General features: G+C 66.3%; 18 protein-coding genes. 10 read left to right on the top strand and 8 right to left on the bottom strand.

Annotated features, from left to right (window positions below; translation table 11 throughout):
* Nucleotides 1-29: 29 nt before the first annotated feature.
* A complete protein-coding gene (locus tag ASF61_RS19355) occupies nt 30-1,283 on the bottom strand; it encodes a sugar MFS transporter (protein ID WP_082491829.1) in 1,254 nt (417 codons plus the stop codon).
* Between the two features lie 409 nt (nt 1,284-1,692).
* Between ASF61_RS19355 and ASF61_RS23500 the strand changes: the two genes are divergently transcribed.
* Complete coding sequence (locus tag ASF61_RS23500) at nt 1,693-2,034, top strand: hypothetical protein (protein WP_156369651.1); 342 nt, start codon at nt 1,693-1,695, stop codon at nt 2,032-2,034.
* A 160-nt stretch (nt 2,035-2,194) separates the two neighbouring features.
* Here the strand turns inward: ASF61_RS23500 and ASF61_RS24430 are convergent, their stop codons facing one another.
* From ASF61_RS24430 to ASF61_RS24425, 3 genes are all read right to left on the bottom strand, one after another.
* Nucleotides 2,195-3,817 carry a methyl-accepting chemotaxis protein gene (locus tag ASF61_RS24430; RefSeq protein ID WP_056159769.1) on the bottom strand — a complete coding sequence of 541 codons (1,623 nt, stop codon included), beginning with the start codon at nt 3,815-3,817 and terminating at the stop codon, nt 2,195-2,197.
* Nucleotides 3,818-4,081: 264 nt separating this feature from the next.
* Nucleotides 4,082-4,915 (bottom strand): response regulator, encoded by an 834-nt coding sequence (locus ASF61_RS19345; RefSeq protein ID WP_056159766.1) that lies wholly within the window; start codon nt 4,913-4,915, stop codon nt 4,082-4,084.
* 153 nt (nt 4,916-5,068) lie between these two features.
* Nucleotides 5,069-6,436 carry an ATP-binding protein gene (locus ASF61_RS24425; protein WP_082491828.1) on the bottom strand — a complete coding sequence of 456 codons (1,368 nt, stop codon included), beginning with the start codon at nt 6,434-6,436 and terminating at the stop codon, nt 5,069-5,071.
* A gap of 199 nt (nt 6,437-6,635) precedes the next feature.
* Between ASF61_RS24425 and ASF61_RS19335 the strand changes: the two genes are divergently transcribed.
* The 4 genes from ASF61_RS19335 to ASF61_RS19320 are packed head-to-tail and all read left to right on the top strand — an operon-like array spanning nt 6,636 to nt 12,557.
* A complete protein-coding gene (locus tag ASF61_RS19335; RefSeq protein WP_056159763.1) occupies nt 6,636-8,132 on the top strand; it encodes a tryptophan halogenase family protein in 1,497 nt (498 codons plus the stop codon).
* Between the two features lie 55 nt (nt 8,133-8,187).
* Nucleotides 8,188-9,450, top strand: a complete 1,263-nt coding sequence (locus ASF61_RS19330) for a hypothetical protein (protein WP_229205935.1) — start codon at nt 8,188-8,190, stop codon at nt 9,448-9,450.
* A 10-nt stretch (nt 9,451-9,460) separates the two neighbouring features.
* Nucleotides 9,461-9,916 (top strand): hypothetical protein, encoded by a 456-nt coding sequence (locus ASF61_RS19325; RefSeq protein WP_056159759.1) that lies wholly within the window; start codon nt 9,461-9,463, stop codon nt 9,914-9,916.
* 1 nt (nt 9,917) lies between these two features.
* The gene (locus tag ASF61_RS19320) at nt 9,918-12,557 is read left to right on the top strand and encodes an EAL domain-containing protein (protein ID WP_056159757.1); all 2,640 of its coding nucleotides are present in this window, start codon (nt 9,918-9,920) and stop codon (nt 12,555-12,557) included.
* Nucleotides 12,558-12,569: 12 nt separating this feature from the next.
* On the opposite strand, the gene ASF61_RS19315 is transcribed toward ASF61_RS19320, so the two are convergent.
* Together ASF61_RS19315 and ASF61_RS19310 are read right to left on the bottom strand one after the other, a co-directional pair.
* Complete coding sequence (locus ASF61_RS19315; RefSeq protein ID WP_056159753.1) at nt 12,570-13,106, bottom strand: cytochrome b; 537 nt, start codon at nt 13,104-13,106, stop codon at nt 12,570-12,572.
* Nucleotides 13,103-14,185, bottom strand: coding sequence for a catalase family peroxidase (locus ASF61_RS19310; RefSeq protein WP_056159750.1), 1,083 nt, complete (start codon nt 14,183-14,185; stop codon nt 13,103-13,105). The genes ASF61_RS19315 and ASF61_RS19310 overlap by 4 nt, the downstream gene beginning before the upstream one ends.
* 212 nt (nt 14,186-14,397) lie before the next feature.
* On the opposite strand from ASF61_RS19310, the gene ASF61_RS19305 reads away from it, so the two are divergent.
* Nucleotides 14,398-15,786, top strand: a complete 1,389-nt coding sequence (locus ASF61_RS19305; protein ID WP_156369650.1) for a hypothetical protein — start codon at nt 14,398-14,400, stop codon at nt 15,784-15,786.
* A 104-nt stretch (nt 15,787-15,890) separates the two neighbouring features.
* Here ASF61_RS19305 and ASF61_RS19300 read toward each other — a convergent pair whose 3' ends face one another.
* Nucleotides 15,891-17,123: a glycosyltransferase gene (locus ASF61_RS19300; protein WP_082491827.1), complete on the bottom strand. Its 1,233-nt coding sequence runs from the start codon at nt 17,121-17,123 to the stop codon at nt 15,891-15,893.
* 511 nt (nt 17,124-17,634) lie between these two features.
* On the opposite strand from ASF61_RS19300, the gene gudD reads away from it, so the two are divergent.
* The gene (gene gudD, locus ASF61_RS19290) at nt 17,635-18,978 is read left to right on the top strand and encodes a glucarate dehydratase (protein ID WP_056159742.1); all 1,344 of its coding nucleotides are present in this window, start codon (nt 17,635-17,637) and stop codon (nt 18,976-18,978) included.
* Between the two features lie 4 nt (nt 18,979-18,982).
* Here gudD and ASF61_RS19285 read toward each other — a convergent pair whose 3' ends face one another.
* Nucleotides 18,983-19,873, bottom strand: a complete 891-nt coding sequence (locus ASF61_RS19285) for a LysR substrate-binding domain-containing protein (RefSeq protein WP_056159739.1) — start codon at nt 19,871-19,873, stop codon at nt 18,983-18,985.
* A gap of 209 nt (nt 19,874-20,082) precedes the next feature.
* Here ASF61_RS19285 and ASF61_RS19280 point away from each other — a divergent pair, with 209 nt between their 5' ends.
* From ASF61_RS19280 to ASF61_RS19270, 3 genes are all read left to right on the top strand, one after another.
* On the top strand, nt 20,083-21,516 hold the full coding sequence (locus ASF61_RS19280) for an ATPase domain-containing protein (RefSeq protein WP_082491826.1): 1,434 nt from the start codon (nt 20,083-20,085) through the stop codon (nt 21,514-21,516).
* Between the two features lies 1 nt (nt 21,517).
* Nucleotides 21,518-23,149, top strand: a complete 1,632-nt coding sequence (locus ASF61_RS19275) for an ATP-binding protein (protein WP_056159732.1) — start codon at nt 21,518-21,520, stop codon at nt 23,147-23,149.
* Nucleotides 23,150-23,291: 142 nt separating this feature from the next.
* Nucleotides 23,292-25,359, top strand: a 2,068-nt coding sequence (locus tag ASF61_RS19270) for a type VI secretion system Vgr family protein (RefSeq protein ID WP_056159729.1), incomplete at its 3' end; no start/stop codon positions are given.

Below are 25,359 nucleotides of genomic sequence, written 5' to 3'. Positions count from 1 at the left end.
GCGGGCACTACGGTGACACGGTTAAGGCATTACGCGGCCTTTTCGCGGAAAAGATTGACATAGCGGGCGCCGAACCACAGGATCGGCAGATAGCACACGGCGGGCAGCAGGAACGACCATTGCACGCCGACGATGTCGGCCAGCATGCCCTGCCCGACCGGCACCACGGCGCCGCCCACGATTGCCATGCACAGCAGGCCGGCCGCCTGGCCGGCGCCAGCGCCGAGCTGATGCAGGCCCATGCTGAAGATGGTCGGGAACATGATGGCATTGCACAGGCCCACGGCCAGGATCGCCCACATCGCCACCGGTCCGCTGCCCAGCACCGCCACCAGCACCAGCGCCACGGCCATGGCCGCGCTGACGGCCAGCGCCAGACCGGCGCGCACCCGGCGCATCACCAGCGCGCCGACGAAACGGCCCACCATGGCGCCGCCCCAGTAGAAGCTCACGTAGTGGGCGGCACTGGCGACGCTCAGGCCGGAAATATGGCGTTCGCCGAGGAAGTTGACGATGAAGCTGCCGATCGCCACTTCGGCGCCGACATACAGAAAAATCGCCAGCACCGCAAACAGCAGGCGCGGATGACTGCGCACCAGCTGCCGCAGCGGCGTGCGCTCGCCGGCATCGTCGGTGGCGCCGACCTGCGGCAGTTTGGCCAGGGCGAAGGCGCCGGCCAGCGCCAGCAGCGTGCCCGCCAGCAGCAGGTAAGGCACTTTGACCGCGTCCGCGCCGGCCGACGTGGCGTCCGACAGGATCAGCCAGGCGCCGACCACCGGGCCGACCGTGGTGCCGAGCGAGTTGAAGCCCTGGGTCAGCGTCAGCCGGCCGGACGCGGTCGCGGCTGGGCCGAGCACGGTGACGTAGGGATTGGCCGCCACCTGCAAGGTGGTGATGCCGCCGGCCAGCACGAACAGCGCCGCCAGGAACAGGCCGAAGCCGGCCTGCGCGGCCGGGTAAAACATCAGGCAGCCGATGCCGGCCGTGGTCAGGCCGACTACCACGCCGCGCTGGTAGCCGATGCGCCGCACCAGTGCACCGGCCGGCAGCGAGATCAGGAAATAGGCGCCGAAAAAGCAGGATTGCACCAGCATCGCCTGCACGTAGCTGAGCGTGTAGACGGCGCGCAGGTGCGGAATCAGTACGTCGTTGAGCGCGGTAATCATGCCCCACATGAAGAACAGCATGGTGACCATGGACAGCGCGCCGCTGTAACTGGTGCTTGCTGCTGCTGGTGTCGCTTGCGCTGCCGCTGCCGGCTGGCTGGTGTTGATGAATGCCACGGTATTCCTTATAAGTTGAAATTATTTGCGCAGTGTAACGCGTGCCAGGCTGTCACCGGGTCCGGCTTGAACGCTCGCAGCGCTCAATCACGCTGTTGAAAACGTTGTCAAAGCCACCTGCGAGTCGGGGCGAGGATCGATTATCGCGCCCTCAGCCAACCGTAACTAGCGGTTTGATTATGTTTTTCACCAACTGCGATTACGAATTCGCTTTGCCAGCCTGCGAAGTTACGTCACTTGCAAAAGCCTCGTCAACGGTAAGTTGAGTATTTCTCATTGGACGTAGTAAAAATACCAAAAACCGTGCGTTTTTCCGGCGTTTTGTCGACTTTGCTTGACTAGGCGTGATGGCACCGGCCGCTCTCGCTGAAACCGATTTCATTCGAATCGCGGAGAATTGGCCCGGCTGATGGCTGTTCGATGGCGGGCGGCCGGTCGGGGACAATGTCGGCTCCGGCGGCGCCGGGGCAGCGCGGATCTTGCTGGGAATGCGCGGCGCGGCGGCTACTGCGGCGCCAAGGCGGAGATACAGGCGGCAGGCGCCAAAGCAGAGACGCTGGCAGCGGGTGCCAAGGCAGAGACACTGGCGGCACGCGCCAAGGCGGAGATGCAGGCGGCAGGCGCCAACGCAGAGACGCTGGCGGCACGCGCCAAGGCGGAGATGCAGGCGGCAGGCGCCAACGCAGAGACGCTGGCAGTGGGTGCCAACGCAGAGACGTTGCCGGCAGGCGCCAACGCGGAGACGGTGTAGGCAGGCGCCGAGGCGGAGACGCTGGCGAGAGCCGCCAACGCAGAGACGCTGGCGGCACGCGTCAACGCAGAGACGCTGCCGGCAGGCGCCGAGGCGGAGACACTGGCGAGAGGCGCCAAGGCAGAGACGCTGGCGGCAAGCGCCAGCGTCGGTGCGACGGTCAGGCCGCCAGGGCCGGGACCGGGCGACGGGCCGGGCCGGGCGTGTGCTGCTGCGCCATGCCGTCGAGCTTGAAGACGCTGACCAGCTGCTCGAGCTGGCGAGCCTGGTCCTGCATCGATTCGGAGGCGGCCGCCGCCTCTTCGACCAGGGCGGCATTTTGCTGGGTCACGCTGTCCATCTCGCTGACGGCCTGGTTCACCTGCACGATGCCCGCTTCCTGCTCGGTGCTGGCAGCGCTGATCTCGCTCATGATATCGGTCACGCGCCGCACGCTGCCGACCACCTCGTCCATGGTGGCGCCGGCGGTGCCCACCAGCTCGGTGCCGGTGGTGACCTTGTCCACCGAGTCGTTGATCAGCACCTTGATTTCCTTGGCGGCGCCGGCCGAGCGGTGGGCCAGGTTGCGCACCTCGCTGGCGACCACTGCAAAGCCGCGGCCCTGTTCGCCGGCACGGGCCGCCTCAACAGCCGCATTCAGGGCCAGGATGTTGGTCTGGAACGCGATACCGTCGATCACGCCGATGATGTCGGCAATCTTTTTCGCCGATTCGTTAATGGCGGTCATGGTGTTGACCACCTGGGTAACCACGGTGCTGCCGCGCACGGCCACTTCGGCCGCGCTGCCGGCCATGGCGGTGGCCTGGCGGGCGTTGTCGGCATTTTGCTTGACGGTGGAGGTCAGTTCCTCCATCGACGATGCCGTTTCCTCGAGCGAGCTGGCCTGCTGTTCGGTGCGCGCGGACAGATCGAGGTTGCCGGTGGCAATTTGCTGGCTGGCCGACGCGATGGTTTCGGTCCCGCGCCGCACTTCGTGGATGATGTCGTGCAGCTTCTTGATAAAGCCGTTGAGCGAGATCGCCACCTGGCCGAATTCGGCCGACAGCACCGGCAGCCGGTAGGTGAGATCGCCCTCGCCGCTGCGCAAGTCTTCGGTCGCGAGCAGGATGGCGCGCAGCGGTTGCAGCACCATGCGCGCCAGCATCAGTGCCAGGAAGATGGCCAGCACCACCGCCAGTGTACCGCCGCCGACCAGCGTCAGCTTGGTGGCGTCCTGCAGCGATGCGGCCTTGCTGGCGCGCTCGTCGAGCAGGACGCGCTCGGCGCCCGCCATCTCCGACAGGATCGAGCGCATCTGGTCCATCAGCGCCTTGCCCTTGTTGGCTTGCTCGAAAGCGATCACCGCCTCCATGCCGGCCCCGCCCTGGCCGCTGGCGCGGCGCAGCGCGATGGCCGGCTCGGCGGCCGTGGTGCGCCATTGCTGCTCGGCGTCTTCGAGCTTCTTCAGGCGCTCCTGCTGCTGCGCATTGTCGGCCGTCAGCGACCTGGCTTCGGTCCATGCTTTTTTGAAGCCCTCCTTGCCGCCGACGAAAGGCTCGAGCGAGGCCTCGGCCCCGGTCAGGGCAAAGCCGCGTTCGCCCGTCTCCATATTGATCAGGTTTTCCAGCATGGCGCGGCCGCTGTCAAGCACCTTGTAGGTGTGGTCGTTCCAGTCGTTGGCCTGGTTCAGCTTGGAGAAGTTGAAGTAGGCAACCGTCAGCAGGGTGACCATGATCACCACGATCAGCGAGAAGCCGGCGTACAGGCGGGTGCCGATGCCCATGTTGAGGCCTTGATTGTTCATAATTTTTTCCTGTCGCATGACGGTCGCGCAGCATGCAACGCCGCTGCCACTGTCGGTTTCAATAAGGGTGGGATGGCGACGGCGGATCGGAGGCCGGGGAGAGAAACTACAACGCAAGCTCGGCTTTTGGAGCAGGCGGAACAGCGTGGCACGGCTTTCCGCGCCACACGGTTATCATACTTAATAACGTTCTAAAATGCAATAATATTCGCCATTTTGGCAATGGTGCGACTTGCATAAGTGAAGCCGGCATCTACTGCACCGTTACTGCACCAGCCGCCTGACCTTTTCCTCAAGCATGTCGAAGCGGAACGGCTTGGGGATGATTTCGAGCACCAACCCGGCTTGCTGCGGCGGCAACTGGTCCATGTATCCGCTTGCCGCCAGCAGCTTTATGTGCGGGTAGCGACGCGCGACCGCGCGCGCCAGGTCGATGCCGTTCATTCCGTCTGGCATCACGATGTCGGTGAACAGCAGGTCGATCGGCCGTCCCGCCGCCAGTAGTTCCAGCGCCTGCTCGCCGCTGGACGCAACCTCCACCGTGTAGCCTTGCGCCGCCAGGAACTCGGTGGTGACGAGCAGGATCTCGGGGTTGTCATCGACGATCAGAATGCGCTTGGCGCGCCAGCGGCTATGTTCGGAACCGGCCTGGTTGCCACCAACGTGGTCACGTCCGTGGTTGCCATCTTCGCGGCGCTGCCGGCCAGGGTCATTTCCGTCCCCGCCGCTGCGCGCGTCCCTGATCGCGTTGCTGCGCCGGTCACTGCTCGCGTCGAGCCGCTGGTCGCCGGCCGCGTCGCCGTACTGGTCACTGCTCGCGTCGCTGCGCTGGTCGCTGGCTGCATCGCTGTACTGGTCACTGCTCGCGTCGCTGCGCTGGTCGCTGGCTGCATCGCTGTACTGGTCACTGCTCGCGTCGCTACGCTGGTCGCTGTCCGCGTCGCTGCCCAAGTCATTAGACGCGTCGCTGCACTGGTCACTGCCCGCGTTGCTGTGCTGGTCGCTGTCCGTGTCTTCGCCCTGGTCACCGCGTTGCACTTTCCGCTGCTTTCCGCCGGGCTCGCTGGCCTCGTCGCTGCCCTGGTCACCGCGTTGCACGCTGCGCTGCTTTCCTCCGGGCTCGCTGCTCTCCTCGCTGCTTTCCTCGCTGCTCTCCTCGCTGCTTTCCGCGCTGCGCTCGTCGTCACGTTGCCGGCGCCCCGCCTCCGCGCGCGCCTCGCTGCGTGCGTTGCTGCTGCGCTGGCTGCGATCCTAATCACCTTCTTCCCTGCGCCTGTCGGCCCCGGCGGCAGCGCCATCGTGGCCGCTGCGGGCGCCTGCGCCGTCGGCATAGTCCGCCGCAACTGCCGGGAAGCGCAGCGTGATGGTCGTGCCGTTGCCGACCGTGCTGGCGATCAGCAGCTTGCCCTGCGATTGCTCGGCAAAGCCGTGCACCATTGCCAGGCCGAGACCGGTGCCCGGGCCCTTGGTGGTGAAGAACGGTTCGGTCGCGCGGCGCATGATGTCGTCCGTCATGCCGGGTCCGTCATCGCGGATCGCCAATTCCACGTAGCGCAGCGCGGTGTCGGCAGCAGCCTGCTCGCGCTCCTCTGCCGGCGCCGACCCAGGATCGGACCGCAGCAGGCGGGTGGACACCGTGATCGTGCCCCCGTCGGCCAGCGCTTCGCGCGCGTTCTTGACCAGGTTGAGCAAGGCGGTCTGCAGGTGGTCGGCATCGACCCGGCACTGGGGCAGACCGGGCGCCAGGTCCAGTCGCAGGCTGACCGCCGGCGTCAGCGTGGGCGCCAGCATGTCGGTCAATGCCAGGACGATCTGGTTCAGCGATTCCAGGCGCGGCTGCAGGTGCTGCTTGCGTGCGAACGTCAGCAGTTGCTGGGTCAGACGGGTCGCCTTGTCGAGCGCGCTGCGGCTGCGTGCGAGCGCTTCGATCGCCACCTCGGCGCCGTGCAGCTGGCGCGTGGCCAGTTCCAGGTTGCCGCTGACCACGTGCAGCAGATTGTTGAAATCGTGCGCCAGTCCGGCCGTCAGGGCGCCGATCGCCTCCATTTTCTGCGACTGCAGCGACGACTGCAGCTGCCTGGTTTTTTCGGTGATATCGAGCTGCGAGGCAAAGTAGTACAGCAGCCTGCCGTCGCTGTCGAACACGGGGCCGAGGTAGAGGCCGTTCCAGAACGGCGTGCCGTCGGCCTTGTAATTGAGGATATCGACCGCAACCGCGCGCTGCGCGCGGATGGCGCGGCCGATCTCGGCCACCGTCCCGGGATCGGTGTCGGGTCCCTGCAGGAAGCGGCAGTTACGCCCAAGCAGCGCGGACTGCGGGTAGCCGGTCAGTTCGACGAAGGCGCTGTTGGCAAACACGATGGGATTGTCGGGCCGGCGCGGATTGGTGATGATCATCGGCATGCGCGTCATCTCGATGGCGGCAAAGAAGACATTGCCGCGTTGCTCCAGGCCATCCTTGCTGACGTAGGTCGCCTGCCAGTGCTCGATGCCGGGGGTGCCCAGCGTATCAGCGCTGCTGCCATCCGGTTCGCCGTCGGCCCCGAGCCCGCTGGCGCCAGCGGCCGGGGCGTGGTGCCCCTGGGGACCCTGGAGGCGCACTGGTTTGCCGATCGTCATGTCATCCGCTCCGTGTAAAAAAACACACGGTACCACGGCTTGTCACGATTACACGTCGGCTTTCTAACATGTAACGTGCCTGCGCACTGGCCGGGCGATCGCGGGGCGGACGGCGATGCTGACGCCGTGCAATGCTGCGTGTAGAATCCGGCTTGCCATCACGATAACAACCATCTCCACGCAGAGAGGATTCCGAGACATGTCACAATCACTGCGCCCGGTACGCCGGGTCGTCATCGCCGGCGGCGGCACCGCCGGCTGGATGGCCGCCGCCGCCCTCACCCGCACCCTGGGCAAGGTGCTCGACATCACGCTGGTCGAGTCCGACGACATCGGCACCGTGGGCGTCGGCGAGGCCACCATCCCCAGCCTGGCGCAATTCCACCGGCTGATCGATATCGACGAGCGCGCCTTCATGAAGGCCACCTCGGCCACCTTCAAGCTCGGCATCAGCTTCGAGCACTGGCGCGCACGCGGCCAGCACTATATGCATGCATTCGGCGCCACCGGCACCGATCACTGGACGGCCGGCTTCCACCATTTCTGGCACAAGGGCCGCGCAGCCGGCGTTGCCGGCGACTATGGCGATTACAGCCTCGAACATCAAGCGGCGCGGGCGCTGCGCTTCGGCCACCTGCCCGACGACGGCCTCGTGTATGCCTACCATCTCGACGCCGGGCGCTACGCGCGCTATCTGCGCCGTTATGCCGAGCACTTCGGCATCGAACGGGTCGAAGGCAAGATCGCCGCGGTCGAGCGCGATCCGGCCAGCGGCGACGTGGCCGCGCTGGCGCTCGATTCGGGGCGCCGGCTCGAAGCCGACCTGTTCCTCGACTGCACGGGTTTCCGCTCGCTGCTGCTGGGGCAGACCATGGGCGTGCCGTACGACGACTGGTCGCAGTGGCTGTTCAACGACAGCGCCATCGCCGTCCAGACCGCGTCGGTCGGCCCGGCCGTGCCGTACACGCGCGCCATCGCCCACGACTGGGGCTGGCAATGGCGCATCCCGCTCCAGCACCGCACCGGCAACGGCATCGTCTATGCCAGCCGCTATGCCGACGACGCCACAGCGCGCGCGGCGCTGCTGGCCAATCTCGAGGGCGAGGTGCTGACCGAACCGCGCGTGATCCGCTTCACCCCGGGCCAGCGGCGCCAGGTGTGGGCCGGCAACGTGATCGGCCTGGGGCTGGCGTCCGGCTTCCTGGAACCGATCGAATCGACCAGCATCCACCTGATCCAGCGCACCATCGTGCGCCTGCTGCAACTGTTCCCCGGCGCCGGCATCCGGCCGGCCATGGTAGAGGAATTCAACAGCCAGGCCGCCGAGGACATCCGCACCATCCGCGATTTCATCATCCTCCACTACAAGGTGACCGAGCGCGACGACACGCCCTACTGGCGCGCGGCCCGCGACATGGCCGTGCCCGACGCACTCCAGCACCGGATCGACCTGTTCGGCGGCGCCGGCCAGGTATTCCGCCACCAAAACGAGCTATTTTCAGAAAACTCGTGGGTGCAGGTGATGCTGGGCCAGGGCCTGATGCCCTGCGCCCACCACCCCACCGCCGACGTCATGGGCGCAACCGAGCTGGCCGCCTTCCTCGCGGACATCCGCACCGGCATCGGCGACACGGTTGCCAAGCTGCCCGGTCACCAGGCGTATGTCGAGCGACATTTCCAATCGGACACACCCTAGGCGCAAACCGATGCTAGAATGCAAGACAATAGTTATTGCAAAAATGCATCAAATCATGGCCAGCCACCCACCCTCTCTGATTCGACTGTTGCGCCTCGCCACGCTGCTGGCGGGCGCCCACGCCGCCGGCGCCGCCGCCCAGGCGGCCGACGACATGCCCGGCCAGCACTGGAGCTTCGCCGGCTATGGCAGCGCCGGCGTCGTCCACTCCAGCGACCGGCAGTCGGATTTTTCATCGAACGTCATCAACCCCGGCCGCGCCGGTTACACCAAACGCTACAGTTACGACGTCGACAGCCGGCTGGCCGGCCAGGTCAACTACGAATCGGGCGCGGACTGGTCGGCCGTGCTGCAGGTGATTTCCGAACGCAACCTCGATAACGACTTCGTGCCCAAGGTGGAATGGGCCAACCTGCGCTACCGGATCTCGCCCGAGCTCAGCGTCAGGATCGGCCGCACCGCGCTGCCGATATTTTTGCTCGGCGATTATCGCAAGGCCAGCTACGCGCTGCCCTGGGTACGCCCGCCGATCGAGGTCTATGGCGGACTGCCGATCTCCAACAGCGACGGCGTCGATGTCAGCTACAGCTGGCGCGCAGGCGGCGTCAAGAATGTCAGCCAGGGTTCGTTCGGCCGCACCCAGGTGCGCACGGGCAACGGTTCGCACGCCACTGCCCGCCAGCTGGTCGGCGTGTCCAATACCACTACCACGAATAACCTGACCGTGCGCGCCAGCGTAATGACTGCTGCGCTGACGGTCGATATCGCCAAGCCGCTGTTCGATGCCTTCAGCCAGTTCGGCGCTCCCGGTACGGCGCTGGCGCACCGCTACGACGTGGCCGCCACCCGCACCTCGGTGGCGGCGATCGGGTTTACCTACGATCCCGGCTCCTGGTTCCTGATGGGTGAAACCGGGCGCCTCAACACGCGCTCCTACCTCGGCAACAAATCGGTGTACTACCTGAGCAGCGGCTACCGCTGGCGGGCGTTCACCCCGTACGTCACCTATTCCGGCGCACGCTCGCACCAGGCCTTGTCCGACCCGGGCTTGCCGGTGTCGTCCTACCCGGCCGCGCTGGCGCCGCTCGCGAGCGGCCTGAACGCGGAACTGAACGGCTTGCTGCGCACGATCACCGTCCAGCACACGGTCAGCGCCGGCGTGCGCTGGGATGTCGCGCGCGATTACAGCCTGAAAGTCCAGTACGACCGCCTGCGCCCTGAAGGCCAGAGCAATGGCTCGCTGATCAATGTGCAACCGGGTTTCCGGACCGCCGACCCGGTGCACGTGGTGAGCGCGATGCTCGACTTCGTTTTCTGAGGACGGCGACATGAAACTCCGTCAACGGTCTTTTCCGTCTCTGCAAGCATGCCTGGCCGCGCTGGCGCTGGCCATCACCTTCACCTGCGCCGATGCGGCAGCCGAACTGGTGGTCATCGTCTCGGCCAAGCGCCCGCCGCTGCAGCTGAGCGCCAGCCAGGTGTCCGATATTTTCCTCGCGCAAACCGAGCGCTTCCCCAACGGCGACAGCGTGATGCCGCTCGACCTGTCGATCGACTCGCCGCTGCGCGAGCACTTTTACAGCAAGGTCAGCGCCATGTCGCCGGCGCTGGTGCGCGCCTACTGGACCAAGATGGTGTTCACCGGGCGTGGCCTGCCGCCGCGCGAAATGGCCAGCAGTGCCGCGATGCGGCGCCTGGTGGCCGCCAACCCGACGCTGATCGGCTACATCGACAGCGCTGCGCTGGACGACAGCGTCCAGGTCGTTCTGACGGTAGGAAAATAAGATGCCAACGATGAAGGTAGGCAACGCCAGCCTCGAGCTGCTGGGCCAGCGCACCGAGTGGCGGTTCTGGTCCGGCCTGCCGCTGCCGCTGTTGACGGTGGCGCTGCTGCTGGCGATCTGGGGCGCGACCTGGCACTTCATCAATATCGAACGCGACACTACCGTGCGCGCGGTGCAGGCGTCGCTGGCCGACCTGGTCGACACCTACGAGGCGCAAATTGCGCGCAATGTCGGCGGCATCGAACAAACCCTCAAGACGGTCAACTATGCGGTGCGGGTCAACGGCACCGCCAACGCCCTGGAGGCGATGCGTAACGAAGACCTGCTGCCGCCAGCCATCGTGTTTGCCGTCAGCGTCATCGACAGCGACGGCCGCCTGGTCGATACCTACCCGTCAGCGGTGGCGCCAGCAGCGCTGACGTCGCTGGCGGCGCAGCCATTTTTCCTGCGGCACCGCGCCGACCCGTCGGACCGGGTCATGGTCGGCGCCATCCACGACGGCGGACAGCGCCCCGCCTCGGTGCGCTTTACCAAGCGCCTGACCGACAGCGCCGGCCATTTCGCCGGCGTTGCCATGCTGACCGTCGATGCCGGGTATTTCACCAGCAGCTACGAGCTGTCGCGCCTGGGCCGCGACGGCATGCTGGCGCTGTCGGGCGAAGACGGCACCATCCTGGCGCTGCGGATCGGCGACAACACATCGCTGGCCGCGATGGGCGACGGCGTCGAGCGCTACACGGCCGTGCACCGCATCGGCCGCGTGCACCTGTCCGCCACGGCCGGTCTCGGCAAGGCCGAGCAGATGAGCGGCTTCGCGGCGCGCCGCCGCGCCCACCTGTGGCAGGCGGCCGGGGCGTCGCTGGCCGTGCTGGCCGTGGCCGCCGCGTTCTGGGGCTGGAACCGCCAGGGCGCAAAGACCCGGCGCAGCATCCGCATGGCCCAGCAAACCTACGAAGCGGCCTCCGAGAGCAACCAGGATGCGTTCTTCGTGTTCCACAGCGTGTACGACCAGACCAACACCATCGTCGACTTCCGCATCGCCGCAGCCAACCGCCAGGCCGAGTTCATGACCGGCGCCAGCCGGCACGCACTGCACAACGCCCTGCTGCTCGGCGTGCTGCCGGAGACGATGGACAACGGCGTGTTCGACAAGCTGGTGCGCGCGGCCACGCAGGGCGGCGTGCACGAACGGGAGATCAGGAACACGGTGGCCCGCTTCCGGGGCGAGTGGTTCCATGAGCAGCTGGTGGGAGTGGAAGGCGGCGTGGTCGCGATCGTGCGCGATGTCAGCGAGCGCAAGGCGGCCGAAGCAAAAATCCTGCACATGGCCCAGCACGACGCCCTGACCGGCTTGCCCAACCGCGCGCTGCTGCAGGCGCGGCTGGAGGCGGCAGTGGCCGAGGCCGCGGCCGGCCAACGCGGCGACCTGGTGCTGGTATCGTTCATCGACTTCGACGATTTCAAGATGATCAACGACGGCCTCGGACACGGCGCCGGCGACGCCGTGCTGTCGGCCATCGCCGCGCGCATGCTGAGCTACCTGCGCGCCCAGGATACCCTCGGGCGTTTCGGCGGCGACGAATTCGTGATCGTGATGCCGGCCCGGCACGACGAACTCGACCAGTGCCTGGCCATGCTCGGCCAGCTGACGGCAGCGGTACGCCAGGCGGTCGAGGTCGACGGCCACGCGATCCGCATTAGCTGCAGCACCGGCACGGCCGTCTATCCGCAGCATGGCGCAAGCGCCGGCGCCCTGCTCACCCGCGCCGACGTCGCCATGTACAGCGCCAAGAACGCGGGCAAGAACCAATGCCGGCTGTATTCGGAAGCCATGCATGCGCACGCGGAAGACAAACTGGCGCTGGTCGAAAGCCTGCGGGCGGCGGTGGATACGCAACAGTTGCAGGTGGTGTACCAGCCGAAATTCGATATCCGCACCGGCGCCCTGTTCGGCGTGGAAGCGCTGGTACGCTGGCAGCACCCGACGCGCGGCGCCGTCTCGCCGGCCGAGTTCATTCCGCTGGCCGAGGAAACCGGCATCATCCTCGATATCGGCCGCTGGGTGCTGGACACGGCGTGCGCCCAGAGCGCGGCCTGGCAGCAGATGGGCTTGCCGCCGCTGGTGATGTCGGTCAATGTCTCGGCGCGCCAGTTCGACGATGCCACGCTGCTGCACGATATCGCCGCAGCGCTCGAGCGCAGCGGCCTGACGCCGGCCCTGCTGGAGCTGGAAATCACCGAGAGCCTGATCATGCGCGACCTCGACAAGGCAGTGTCCACCATGCGCGCGTTGCAGCAGATGGGGCTGTCGATGTCGATCGACGACTTCGGCACCGGCTATTCGAGCCTGTCGTCGCTCAAATCGTTCCCGATTACCACGCTCAAGCTCGACAAATCGTTTGTCGCCGACCTGGCTGGCAACCCCGAAGACCAGGCCATCGCCCGCGCCATCATCGCGCTGGCGCACGAACTGACGCTGCGCGTGATCGCGGAAGGTGTCGAAACCCAGGCCCAGCTCGACTTCCTGAAGAATAACGGTTGCGACCAGGTGCAGGGTTATCTGTTCGCGCGCCCGTCGCGCCCCGACCAGGTCTCGGCGCTGCTGGCCGCACAGTCGAATTTGCTGCGACCGGCAGCCTGAGCCGACGGCGGCCTACTGGCCGTCGCCGCGCGCCATCTGGCCGAATACCGCGTCACGCCGCACCCAGGCGTGGAACAGCGCCGCGCCGAGGTGGGCCAGGATGGTAGCGAACAGCACGTAGGCCAGCACCGTGTGCAGCGGACGCAGCATGCCGTACACCTCGGGGCTGTGCGGCAGGATGGCTGGCAGGTGCACGCTGCCGAACAGCGGAATCGGATAACCGCCGGCCGACAGCATGGCCCAGCCGATCAGCGGCATGGCCAGCATCAGCGCATACAGCAGCCAGTGCGAGGCATGGGCCGCGAATTTCTGGATGGCCGGCAAATCGGCCGGCAGTGGCGGCGTGGGCCGGGTCAGGCGATTGACCAGTCGCACGATCGCCAGCAGCAGGATGGCGATGCCGAGCGGGCGGTGCAGGTCCAGCAGCGACGCGCGGTATTGCAGCGAGACGACCATGCCGGCGCCAACGAACAGCATCGCCAGGATGGCCAGCGCCATCGACCAGTGCAGCACGCGGGCGAGCAGATTGAAGTGACGTGGACGGTTCATCGGGCGCTCCCGTGCGGGTTGACAGGATAGGCGGACTTGCCTTCGGCGATTTCGCGCTCGCGACGGTTGAACGAGACCGAGTACGCGGCCGAGCGCGCGCGCAGCACGGGATCGTCGCTACCCGCTATGCCATCAGGCAATATCAACGGATCGAAATTGAGGTCGCGGCAGGGACCGGTGGCCTGCGGTTCGGCATGCACCATGGTCAGCGTGCCGATCGTCGCTTCGGGCCGCGAATCGGGCCAGGCCTTGGACGGGTCGGTGACCGGGTCGCCCGGTGCGGCGATCTGCGCCACCAGGTCCCACACCAGCGGACCGTTCGCCAGGCGCCGGTCCAGGTCCTTCATCAGGAAATCGGGATCGGCCGTCTTCAGCTGCTCGGGCGTGAGGGCGACGACCGGCAGACGCGGACGCATCGACCAGCGCACCATGCGCTGCTCGCCCTGGGCATTGGTCAGGCGGAAGGCGTTGACGCCATTGAAGCGGGTGTTGCCCAGGCTGTCGGACTTGGGCGCGGACTTGGCCCACGCCATGAAGGCGGCGATTTCGGGATGGGCGGCCAGCAAGGCTTTCATTTTTTCCGGATCGGGCTTGCCGGTGGCCGGGTCGGGCTTGCCCGCCTCGTTCATGGCCTGGAAGGCCTGCGGCGTGGACGCGGCGAAAAACGGGAAGCTGTTCATCGCGATACGCCATTCCTGGCCGTCATTGGTCTTCAGCTGCACCGCCATGCCGCGTACCGGCGAGGCGCCGTCGGGCGTGTAGGGGTTGTTGGACGACGCCGAGAAACGGCCGATCACGGGAATCGATGGCTGCGAGAAGGCGCGCGCCTTCGACAGCGTGGCTGCACCGGGAGCGGCCGCAAAGGTACCGGCAAAGCACACGCCCTTGCTGTGCGCACGCCGGAACCCGGGCTGCTGCTTGCCCGACGCCTGGGCGAAATCCATCATTTTCTGGGGTGTCAGCTGGTGGTTGCCGAACCAGCCGCCGACCCACGCAAACAGCGCGGCAAGCACGGCGACGATCGCGGCGATCGGTAACAGCAGCAGCATGGAGCCGCGGCGCGGATTGGGGGTGGACATGTCGGTTGGCTCTCCTGGCAACGATGGCTGACGACGGGGTGTAGTCGGATTGACCGCGATCATAACGCTTCCGCAAAAGCTGTGCATTTCGACAAGTGTGGTGTGCGCTGTGACAGAGTGCGCATTTCTGTCGCATTTCACCGTGCTAAGGTTCCTGGAGTCAACATGACTGGACGTCTTTGTCCCCTACCCCTACTCTCGGAGGCTGTCGCATGAATGCAAATGATCTACGGGTGGCGCTCGGTACCTTGCTGGGCGCGGCGTGCGTGATGCCGTGCATGGCCCAGACCGGCAGTGCCGGTCCGGCAAACGTGTGCATGAGTGAACTTCAGCAGAACTTGCTGACGCTGGCGCCGCACACCGCCTCGCCACCGGACAGCAATGGCGGCTTCATCAATCGCATTGCTTCCTGCAATAGTTGGCAGAACTTTTTCTACCTTAACTGGCCGGCCAGGGCTGGTCAGGCAGGCGTGCCGGACCAGCAGGCGCCGTTCGGCGCGCCGCAGCCCACGGTGTGGCAGACCTTTATCTCGCCCGACCAGGTTTTCCTGCCGAACGGGCAGCAGCCGGCGCCGTGGGGCCAGGCGGCGGTCGGTGCCGATGTCCCGCCTGCCGTTGCAGCGCAAGTTCGCTCCGGCAAGCTGCGCGTGTTGCGTCACGTGGTCAAGTTTACCGACCGGCAGGCCCGGCTGCAGGACCTCGAGCAGGTCGACGGCCTGGTGCTGTACGACCAGAAGACCAATCCCGTGTACTACGAGGTCGCGCTGAACAAGACGCTGTACGACTACATCGTCGGCAACCGCCTGTACGAACTGAAATCCCAGTCCGCCTATGCAGCGACCAGGGCGATCGCGCCGCCGGTCGGTTCGTTCGAGATCAAGGCGGCCTGGAAAATCCTGTCTGGCGCCGAGACCAGCAGCGGGCGCTTCTTCACCACCAGCGCCTACGTGATCCCGCCCGGCGGCAAGGGCAGTGTCCAGACCGTTGGCCTGGTCGGGCTGCACGTGTTTGCAGGTGGCGGTTCCGATACGCAGGGCAATAGTGCGGGCCTGTGGGCGACCTTCGCGCAGGTGGACAACGCACCGCTCGCCAACCAGGCCCAGCCTGCAATCACTTACAGCTTCTACAATCCTGCGTCGAATGCCGTGTCCAACACCCCCGTCAAGGTCAACGGCAAGCAGGTGCCGGCCGTCACCCAGGTGACGCAGGTCTGGCCCGACGACAGCGACGCGGCAGCGGTGACAAAGTATGCGCAGGGCCTGATCGGCGCGGGCGCGGCCAAGGCGCCCTGGCAGTATTACAAGCTGATCAATACACAGTGGCCACGTGGTGCGTATTCCGCTACGCCGCCCAAGCCGCAGAACGCGCCGCTGTCGCTGACGACGCCGGCCGGCCCGCCCAATACGCAGCAGCTGCTCAACCCGGTGATCGAGACCTATATGCAGGTCACCCAGGCGCAAAATGCGGCCCAGCGCAGCTGCATGGCCTGCCATGCGTATGGCAAGGTCGCCGACCCGCAGGCAAAATTTGCCACCGGCTTCAGCTTCCTGTTCGGCCGCGCGCAGGCCGCGCCTGGCAACAAAGGGGCTGCTCCACGCTAATTTACCGCGCGTTCCCGGTCCGGGCACGGCCGCTCTTGCTCCTGCCGCCGTCGCGCGCAGCGTCATCATGCCGACCGCCATGCAGGCGCCGCTGCCGCGCCGAATCAGGGCGTCGCCGTCAAACGGGCGCCGCGTCCACCGCGCACCTGGGCGCGGGCGGGCAGCAGCTTGACGTTGGCGGGGTCGCGGTTGCCGCCGTCCGGCTCCGCCACGCGCGGGGCGGCACTGCCGGCGGTGTCGTCCGCCCTGGCCCGGCGGTCGATCAGCGCGCGCATCCGGTCCACCGTCTCGTCCCACGCCGTGCGCGCCACCACGCCCCGCATGTGGGCGGCCATTTCGATGTGGCCTTCCGGCGCCAGCTGCAGGGCCGCCTCGCAGCGGGCGATGAACTGCCGGTGATCGTGCCCGATGGCGACGATGTCGCCGTAGGGCTCGGCCACGTCGGTGATGGCGGTACTGACGATGGGCAGTTCGGCGGCCATGTATTCGAGCACCTTGGTCGGGCTGATGAAGCGGGTCGCTGCGTTGAGGGCGAACGGCAGCAGGCAGACGTCCCAGCCGGCCAGCAGCTGCGGCAAGGCCTGGTAGGCCTGCTGGCCCAGGTAGTGGATGTTGGGGCGTTGCGGCAGGTCGGCTGGCGCGATCTTGACCACCGGTCCGACCAGCACCAGCTGCCAGTGCGGGTGGGCGTCGGCCATGGCGGCAATCAGCGCGATATCGAAGCGCTCGTCGATCACGCCGTAGAACCCGAGGCGCGGGTGCGGGATGCCTGCCTGCAGCGGATGGCTGTTGCTGCGGTCGAGCGCGCGGGCGAAATGCGCGGTATCGACGCTGCTCGGGAAACAATGGACATCGGGGTGCCGCGGACGCTTGGCCTCGTACAGGCTGGGTCCGCCCGTAAACACCAGGTCGGCCATGACCAGCAAGGCGCTCTCGCGCTGCAGCAGCTGGCGCGGCGGATTCCTGAATGCAGACAGTTCATCCATGCAGTCGTACACGACCAGTGCCGGGCGCAGGCCGGCCAGGAGCGGCAGCGCCATCGGCGTATAAAACCAGACGATCGGCTCTGCACCATCGGGCACCAGCGTGCCCAGCAGCGCCTGCAGCACCGGTATCTGGTCATCGTGGAAGCCCACCGCCAGCAGCGGCGTGTGCGGCTGGCACACGGTGATATTGGCCGCCGGCTCATAGGTGTGCAGACGCGGCCCGGCAGCATCGAACACCGGCTCCTCGACAAACAATATCCTGTAGTGCCGGGCCAGCCGTGTCAGCAGGTGCTGGGGCCGCTGGTACACGAAATCCCAGCGCAGATGACAGAAGACGACGACGGTTTGCATGATGCTCTCCCTGAGATTGCCGGACACCCGGGCGCACGGTCGCGTCGCCGTTGAGCGAGGCCGGCCCCTGGGCACAGCTGCGGACGTAGGGTGGCGAAGTACTGAACGGCGCTCCGGATACCCAAAAATGTTAAAAAGATGGTATCAATCCGGGAACGCCAAGACCGGCCGTAAATGCTTGGGACTGTGTCAGAGGCAGACTACGCTGCAGGGCGACAGCATGGCGAACGCAGCCACGCATCCATTCAAATAATGAATCGATGCATCCAGTGTTTAATTTGCGCAGGCATGGATGTGCGTCTATCATCGTTGCAGCATCGCACTGTCATAACGGAGACCATGACGACATCGAGCACCGCGGCAGGTCCTGGCCCCGCGCGCCCCAGCACGACGCGGGCGGCAATGCCGCACTGGCCATCGTGGGCTACCTGCTGCCGGTGGGCGACATCCGGCGCGTTACACTGGTCAAGTCGCTGCCCCTGATTTCCCTTCCAGACTACCCGAGGATGATATGAACACCAACACCGTTTCCCATGCCCCCGCCGTGACCGACCTGCGCGTGGTGCCCGTTGCCGGCCAGGACAGCATGCTGCTCAACCTCAGCGGCGCCCATGGCCCATGGTTCACGCGCAACATCGTGATCCTGACCGACAGCGCCGGCAATACCGGCCTCGGCGAAGTGCCGGGCGGCGAAAAGATCCGCCAGACCATCGAAGACGCCCGCGTCTTCATCGTCGGCAAGACCCTGGGCGACTATAACGGCATCCTGAACCAGATGCGCAAGGCCTTTGCCGACCGCGATGCCGGCGGCCGCGGCCTGCAAACCTTCGACCTGCGCACCACCATCCACGCCCTGACGGCGGTGGAATCGGCGCTGCTCGACCTGCTGGGCCAGTTCATGAACGTGCCGGTGGCCGCGCTGCTGGGCGAAGGCGTGCAGCGCCAGGCGGTCGAAATGCTGGGCTACCTGTTTTACGTGGGCGACCGCAACAAGACCACCCTGGCCTACCGCAGCGAACCCGGGGCCGACAACGACTGGTTCCGCCTGCGCAACGAAGAGGCGCTGACACCGGAAGCGGTGGTGCGCCTGTGCGAGGCGGCGCGCGAACGTTATGGCTTCAACGACTTCAAACTGAAGGGCGGCGTACTGTCGGCCGATGCCGAGATGGACGCCATCATTGCCATGCACGAGCGCTTTCCCGAGGCGCGCATTACGCTTGACCCGAACGGCGCCTGGTCGCTTGACGAGGCGATCCGCGTCTGCCGCGACAAGCACGGCATCCTGGCCTACGCCGAAGATCCGTGCGGCGCCGAGAACGGCTACTCGGGCCGCGAAGTGCTGGCCGAGTTCCGCCGCGCCACCGGCCTGCCGACCGCCACCAACATGATCGCCACCGACTGGCGCCAGATGGCCCACTCGATCGCGCTGCAGTCGGTCGACATTCCGCTGGCCGATCCGCATTTCTGGACCATGCAGGGCTCGGTACGGGTGGCCCAGCTGTGCCAGATGTTCGGCCTGACCTGGGGCTCGCATTCGAACAACCACTTCGACATCTCGCTGGCCATGTTCACCCATGTCGGCGCGGCGGCGCCGGGCAAGGTCACCGCCATCGACACCCACTGGATCTGGCAGGACGGCCAGCGGCTCACGCGCGAACCGCTGAAGATCGAAGGCGGCATGGTACATCTTCCGGCCAGGCCGGGCCTGGGCATCGAACTCGACGAAGCGGAACTGGAAAAGGCCCACCAGGCCTACAGGAACATGGGCCTTGGCGCCCGCGACGATGCCGCCGCCATGCAATTCCTGGTACCGGGCTGGCAGTTCGACAACAAGCGGCCCTGCCTGGTCCGCTGAAGCGTCAGGCGCTGCCGGCCTCGAAGGTCGGCAGGATATCGCGGATGAACATCTGCAGGATGGGATTGTCGTTATCGCGCCGGAACGTGCAGACCGTGCTGACCGGTTCGGTCTGCATGCGGCGAAACACGATGCCGTCGAACTGCAGCCTGGCGCACGATTCCGACACCAGCGCTGCGCCCAGGCCGGCGCTGACCAGCGCCAGCATCGTGTGGACCTGGCCGATATGCTCGACCACGTCCGGCGCCACGCCCTCCTGCTCGAAACGGGCGCTCAGCATCTGGTAGAACGGCCGCGCCTCGTACGGTGAATACATGATGAAATGCCGCTGGTGCAGGCAGGCCAGCGTGGGTTGCTGCGGCCAGCTGTCGGCTTCGGCCTGCGGCACCGCCAGCAACAGCCCCTCGGTCCTGATCGGAAGGCTGAGCAGCTCGCTCTGCACCGTGTGCGCGCGCATCAGCCCCAGATCGAGCTGACCGGCATTGAGCGCCTCCACCTGGGCCGTACTGACCAGTTCCTTCAGGGTCAGCGCAATGCTGGGCGTGCGCTGGCGCAGGCGGCGCACCACTTCCGGCAGCAGGGTGTAGCCGGAGGCGGACGTGAAGCCGATCGCCAGGCTGCCCTGCTCGCCCTTGGCCACCCGGCGCGCCATCAGTCCCGCCTCTTCCGACAGGCGCAGGATGCGCGCCGCCTCCGGCAAAAACGCCTTGCCCGCTGCGGTCAGCCGCACCACGCGGCTGCTGCGGTCGAGCAACTGCGCCCCGACGCTGTGTTCGAGCAGCTGGATCTGCCGGCTCAGGGGCGGCTGCGTCATGTTCAAACGCAGGGCTGCCCGGCTGAAATGCAGCTCTTCCGCGACGGCGACAAAACAGCGCAGCTGGCTGATCTCAAACATGGTGATTGCTCTTTCGGAAATGGCATGGCAGGTGGCAAGACGCCATTATAGTCAGGCGCGACCCCGTCGCCCACTGACCGGCGGGCGTTCCACCATGTCTACGGCAGGACGCCGAACCTCGCGTTCTGTGCGTTTCCTCTCGGAACGAACGCGGCTTCGCCGCTAAAGTGGGTATGATGAAATAATGCAAACTTGAAAGTGTAAATACCGTGAATTCCCGAATCCCCACCGGTGTGCAAGAACTCGATGCTGTGTTACGCGGCGGATTGCTGCCCGGCCGGCTGCACCTGCTCGAAGGCCGGCCCGGCGCCGGCAAGACCACGATCGGGATGCGCTTCCTGATCGCCGGCGCCGCGCGCGGCGCTTCCTGCCTGTATGTCACCCTGTCGGAATCGGCGCGCGAACTGCAGGACACGGCGGCCAGCCATGGCTGGAGCCTTGACGGGGTGGAGATCTATGAACCCGACCTGATCGCGCCGCACGAGTACGAGGAGCAGACCATCATGCTGCCAAGCGACGCAGAGTTGTCGCGGCTGGTCGACACCATTGCCAAGCGCGTGGAAGCGAGCAAGGCGGAACTGATCGTCGTCGATTCGATGGCCGAGGTGCGCCTGCTGGCACGCGACAGCTCCCATTACCGCCGCCAGATCATCGCGCTGCGCGACCGCCTCACGCAGGTGGGCGCCACCGTGATGCTGCTCGACGACCTGACCTCGCTGAACCACGAATTCGAGCTGCAGAGCGCGGTGCATGGCGCCATCACGCTCGAACAGAAGGAGCGGTCGTACGGCGCAGCGCGGCGGGTGCTGAAGATCGTCAAGCTGCGCGGAGCCGACTACCAGAGCGGCAGCCATGATTTTGCGATCGAAAAAGACGATGTCTATGTATTCCCCAGCCTGATCGCCGAAGAACACCACCGCGACTACAAGCCGCGCACGCTCGACAGCGGCGTACCGTCGTTGGACCAGCTGGCCGGCGGAGGGCTGGTGGACGGCACGTCCACCATGATCATCGGTCCGACCGGCGTCGGCAAGACCACGGTCGCGCTGCAATACGCGCTGGCGGCAGTCAAGGGCGGCGACAAGGCTGCATACTTTGCCCTCGATGAAGCCGAGATCACACTGCGTTCGCGGATGATCGAACGTTTCGGCGTCAGCGACGATCAAGGCACGCCGAAAGGTCTGCTGATCACCCGCATCAATCCTTCGCGCATTTCGGGCGGCGCCTTCATCTGGCGCGTGCGGCGCCGGGTCGAAGACGACAATGTGCGCGTGGTGATCATTGACAGCATCAATTCCTACCTCGACCTGATCCGCGAAGAGCGTTCGCTGCTGCTGCAGATGAACGAGTTGTTTTCCTACTTGTCGAACATGGGCGTGATCCTGATTATCGTGGGCGCCCATTCTGCCCCGCTCGACACCACCCGCGAGCCGGATGCGCTGTCGCTCATCACCGACAACATCATCTCGCTCAGCTACACGGAAAAAGGCGGAGCGATCGGCAAGGCCATCTCGGTGCTGAAGAAGCGTCACAGCCAGCACAGCCTCGATATCCGGCAATTCCAGCTGGTGGAGGATGGTTTCGTGATCAGCGACGAAGCGATCGGAGCGGAGCGGATGCTGATGTCGGGGAGCAGCCGCTGATATGCATGTCGCCATCTTCGCGCCCGTCGGCCGCGATGCCGACATCCTGGCAACGCTGCTCAAGCTGCTGCACCTGCAGCCGCTGATCTGCACGACGTGCGCCGATTTTACGGCCGCCCTCAACGAGGAAGCCTGGCTGGCGATTGCCACCGAAGAAGGCCTGACGCGCTGCTCCGCAGACAAGCTGGTGCAGCAGCTGCAGCGCCAGCCGCTGTGGTCGAACCTGCCCATTCTGGCACTGGCCGATGGCAACGCCCTGCTGCCCGGCGGCGCCGTCACCGTCATCGAACGGCTCGGCAATGTGACGCTGATCACCCGGCCGCTGCGCCGCGAAGCGCTGATGCTGGCGCTGGTCTCGGCCCATTCCAACCGCCAGCTGCAATACCAGGTCCGCGACCAGCTGGCGCAGCTGAGCGCGCACGCTGCCGAACTGGAACAGCGTGTCGACGAGCGCACCGTCGAGCTGGCCCGCGAGATCCGCGAGCGGCGCCAGGTGGAAACCTCGCTGCTGGAAGCGCGCCGCCTCGAATCGCTGGGTCGCCTGACCGGCGGCGTGGCCCATGACTTCAACAACCTGCTGCAGGTGATCGTGGGCGCCAGCCACCTGGTCCGGATGCTGGGCAAGGATATGCCGGCACTGAATAAGCCGGTCGACAGCATCCTGCGCGCGGCCGACCAGGGCGCGCGGCTGACGCAGCAGCTGCTGTCGTTCTCGCGCCGCCAGCCGATGCAGCTGAGCGACGTGCGGCTCGACGAGCACCTGCTGTCGATGGCCGACCTGCTGCGCCATTCGCTCGGACGCGACATGACGCTGAAGGTGGAGGTCGCGCAGACGCCATGGCTGGTGCAAACCGACCTGGCCCAGCTCGAAATCGCCATCCTGAACCTGGTGGTCAATGCGCGCGACGCCATGGTCGCCGGCGGCGCGGTCACCCTGTCAATCGCGAACCTGGAGTTGCCCGACAACGATTTTCCCGAGCTCGAAGCGCTCAAGGGGCGCTTCGTGCAGATCGCCCTGCGCGACACCGGCCACGGCATGTCGCCGGCCGTCGCCCGCCAGGCATTTGAGCCGTTTTATACCACCAAGCCGCTGGGCAAGGGTACCGGGCTCGGGCTGTCGCAGGTGTACGGCTATGCCCACCAGAGCCGCGGCGCCGCCTACCTGCGCAGTTCGCCCGAAGGTACCACGGTCTGCATCGTGCTGCCGGCCAGCGCAGCTACCGATGCGACGGGCCCGACGGCGGCCTCCGACGAAGCCAGAGTGGCGCCGGAAGCGCTGGCCGGGCTCAAGGTGCTGTGCGTGGAAGACGATATCTTCGTGGCCGAATATGCGACTGAAATGCTGGCGTCGCTCGGCTGCCGGGTCTGCATCGCCCACGACGCCGACCAAGCCATGCTAAGTCCGCTGGACCAGATAGACCTGGTCTTTTCCGACGTGCGCATGCCCGGTTCGATCGACGGCGTGGAAATGGCAAAACAGATCCTCGCGCGCCACCCGGCCCTGCCGGTGATCCTGACCAGCGGCTTCATCGGCGAGCCGGAGCGGCTCGGCAACCTGCCCGTGCAGTTCGTGCGCAAGCCCTACACGCCCAGCGTGCTGGCGGCAACCTTGTCGGCAGGATTGGCCAGATAGGCCCGCTCCAACCGCGCGCGGGCCTGGCTGGCGTCAATCGAATCGCTCTTGTCAGCGACTATTTTCTAGGGTGTAATGTTGCCTGGATTCTATCGCCAGGACCGCATTGCGCCAGCGGTTGTCACACCGGAGTACTTTATCGATGTCGCAAACAACGCCTTTTACCCTGTCAGGCGATCCCGGATCGCTGTTTGCCGGCTACGCCCAGACCAACCGGATCATTCAGCTGCACACTCCGCTCGGCCCGGACAAGCTGCTGGCCGAATGCGTGCGCGGCGAAGAAGGTCTCAGCAGCGGTTTCAGTTTCAAGGTGGCCGCGCTTTCGCTCGATGCCGACATCGCGCTCAAGGCGCTGATCGGCCAGCCGGTCCTGATCGAACTGATGACAGCCGCCAGCCGCGAGCAGCTGCGCCCCTTTCACGGTCATGTGACGGCAGTGGAAATGGCTGGCGCCAACGGCGGCTTCGCCCGCTACAACCTGACCATCGCGCCATGGACCGCCTTCCTGGCCACCGGCCGCGACAGCCGCATCTTCCAGGACGTGACGGTGTTCGACATCCTCGACACCGTCTTCGCCGCCTACCAGGGGCAAGGCAAACTGGCACCGGCCTGGCGCTTCGACATCCTCGACCGGGCCAGTTATCCGAAACGCAGCATCACCACCCAGTACCAGGAAAGCGACCTGGCCTTCGCCGAAAGACTGATGCACGAGGAAGGCCTGTTCCACTATTTCGAGCACAGCGGCGACAGCGCCAGCCCCGGGCTCGGCAGCCACACGATGGTGATTGCCGACCATAACGGCAGCTTCAAACCAAACGCGCAGGCTACCATCGCTTACACCCAGCCAGGCGCGACCATGCAACAGGACAGCATGGACCGCTGGCGTGCCGAGCTGCGCCTGCAAACCAATGCCATCGAACTGGGCAGCTGGGACTACCGCGCACTCGACACCCGGACCGTGACCGCCTCGGCCACCGGCGCCGGCGGTGACGGCGCGCCGATGCCGCTGCTCAGCCGCGACCACCCGGGCGCCTATGCCTACCCGTCGCGCGAGCAAGGCCAGCGCATCGCCGACAACCAACTGCAGGCGCTCGACGCAGCGCGCGAAGTGTACGTCGGCGCCGGCACCGTGCGTACGCTGGCGCCCGGCACCACGTTTGCGCTGACCGGCCAGGCCCAGTTCGACCTGGCCGCCAGCGACGACGAGCGCAGCCTCCTGGTCGTGCGCGTGGTGCACCTGATGCACAACAACCTGAGCGCCGACATGAAGGCGGGGCTGATGCAGCGCCTGGGCCAGGGTATGCTCGATGCCGTGCTGGAACTGGAGGAAAACACCAGTCTGCACGCGGTGGGCAAGCAAATAGGCCAGCGGCCGCTCTACCGCAACCGCATCGACGCCATTCGCAATAACATCCCCTACCGCAGCAGCGGTGCCGACGCCCATGGCCGCCTGCTGCACCCGCGTCCGACCATCCACGGCCAGCAGACCGCGATCGTGGTGGGACCGGCGGACACGCCGATCCACACCGACCGCGACCACCGCATCAAGGTGCAGTTCCACTGGCAGCGCGGCGCGCAAAGCCACCCCGGCGACGATCGCGCCGGCACCTGGGTACGCGTGGCCACGCCGATGGCGCCGATCGCCGGCGCCAACTGGGGCAGCAACGCCCTGCCCCGCGTCGGCCAGGAAGTGCTGATCGATTTYCTGGAAGGTAATATTGACCGCCCCGTGGTGYTGGGCASCGTCTACAACGGCCGCGGCCAGGCCGACGCCCAGCACAACCAGGTCAGCGGCGGCGCCGGCGCGGCCACCGGCAACGCCCCGGCCTGGTTCCCCGGCGAAGCCGGCGSCCATGCCCACCCGGCCGCGCTGTCAGGCATCAAGACCCAGGCCATGCAGGCCAGCCAGGGCGGCAGCGGCGCCTACAGCCAGCTGGTGTTCGACGACAGCCCCGGCCAGTCGCGCCTGGCGCTGCAACGCCACGCCACCGCCCACCAGGGCACGGCCGAGCTSAACCTGGGYCACCTGCGCCACCARAGCGACAACCAGCGCCTGCAAACAGCCGGCTTCGGCGCCGAACTGAAAACCGAACACAGCGTTGCCCTGCGCGCCGGCAAAGGCCTGCTGCTCACGACCAACGCCCGCGGCAGCGCCACCGGCAGCCAGATGGACGCCAGCGAAGCCATCACCCAGATCGAAGAAAGCGCCC

It is taken from the genome of Duganella sp. Leaf126, assembly GCF_001423125.1.
GTDB lineage: Bacteria > Pseudomonadota > Gammaproteobacteria > Burkholderiales > Burkholderiaceae_D > Rugamonas.
Note: the sequence above shows the minus strand (reverse complement) of the source record. Positions and strands in the feature narration are given on the sequence as shown.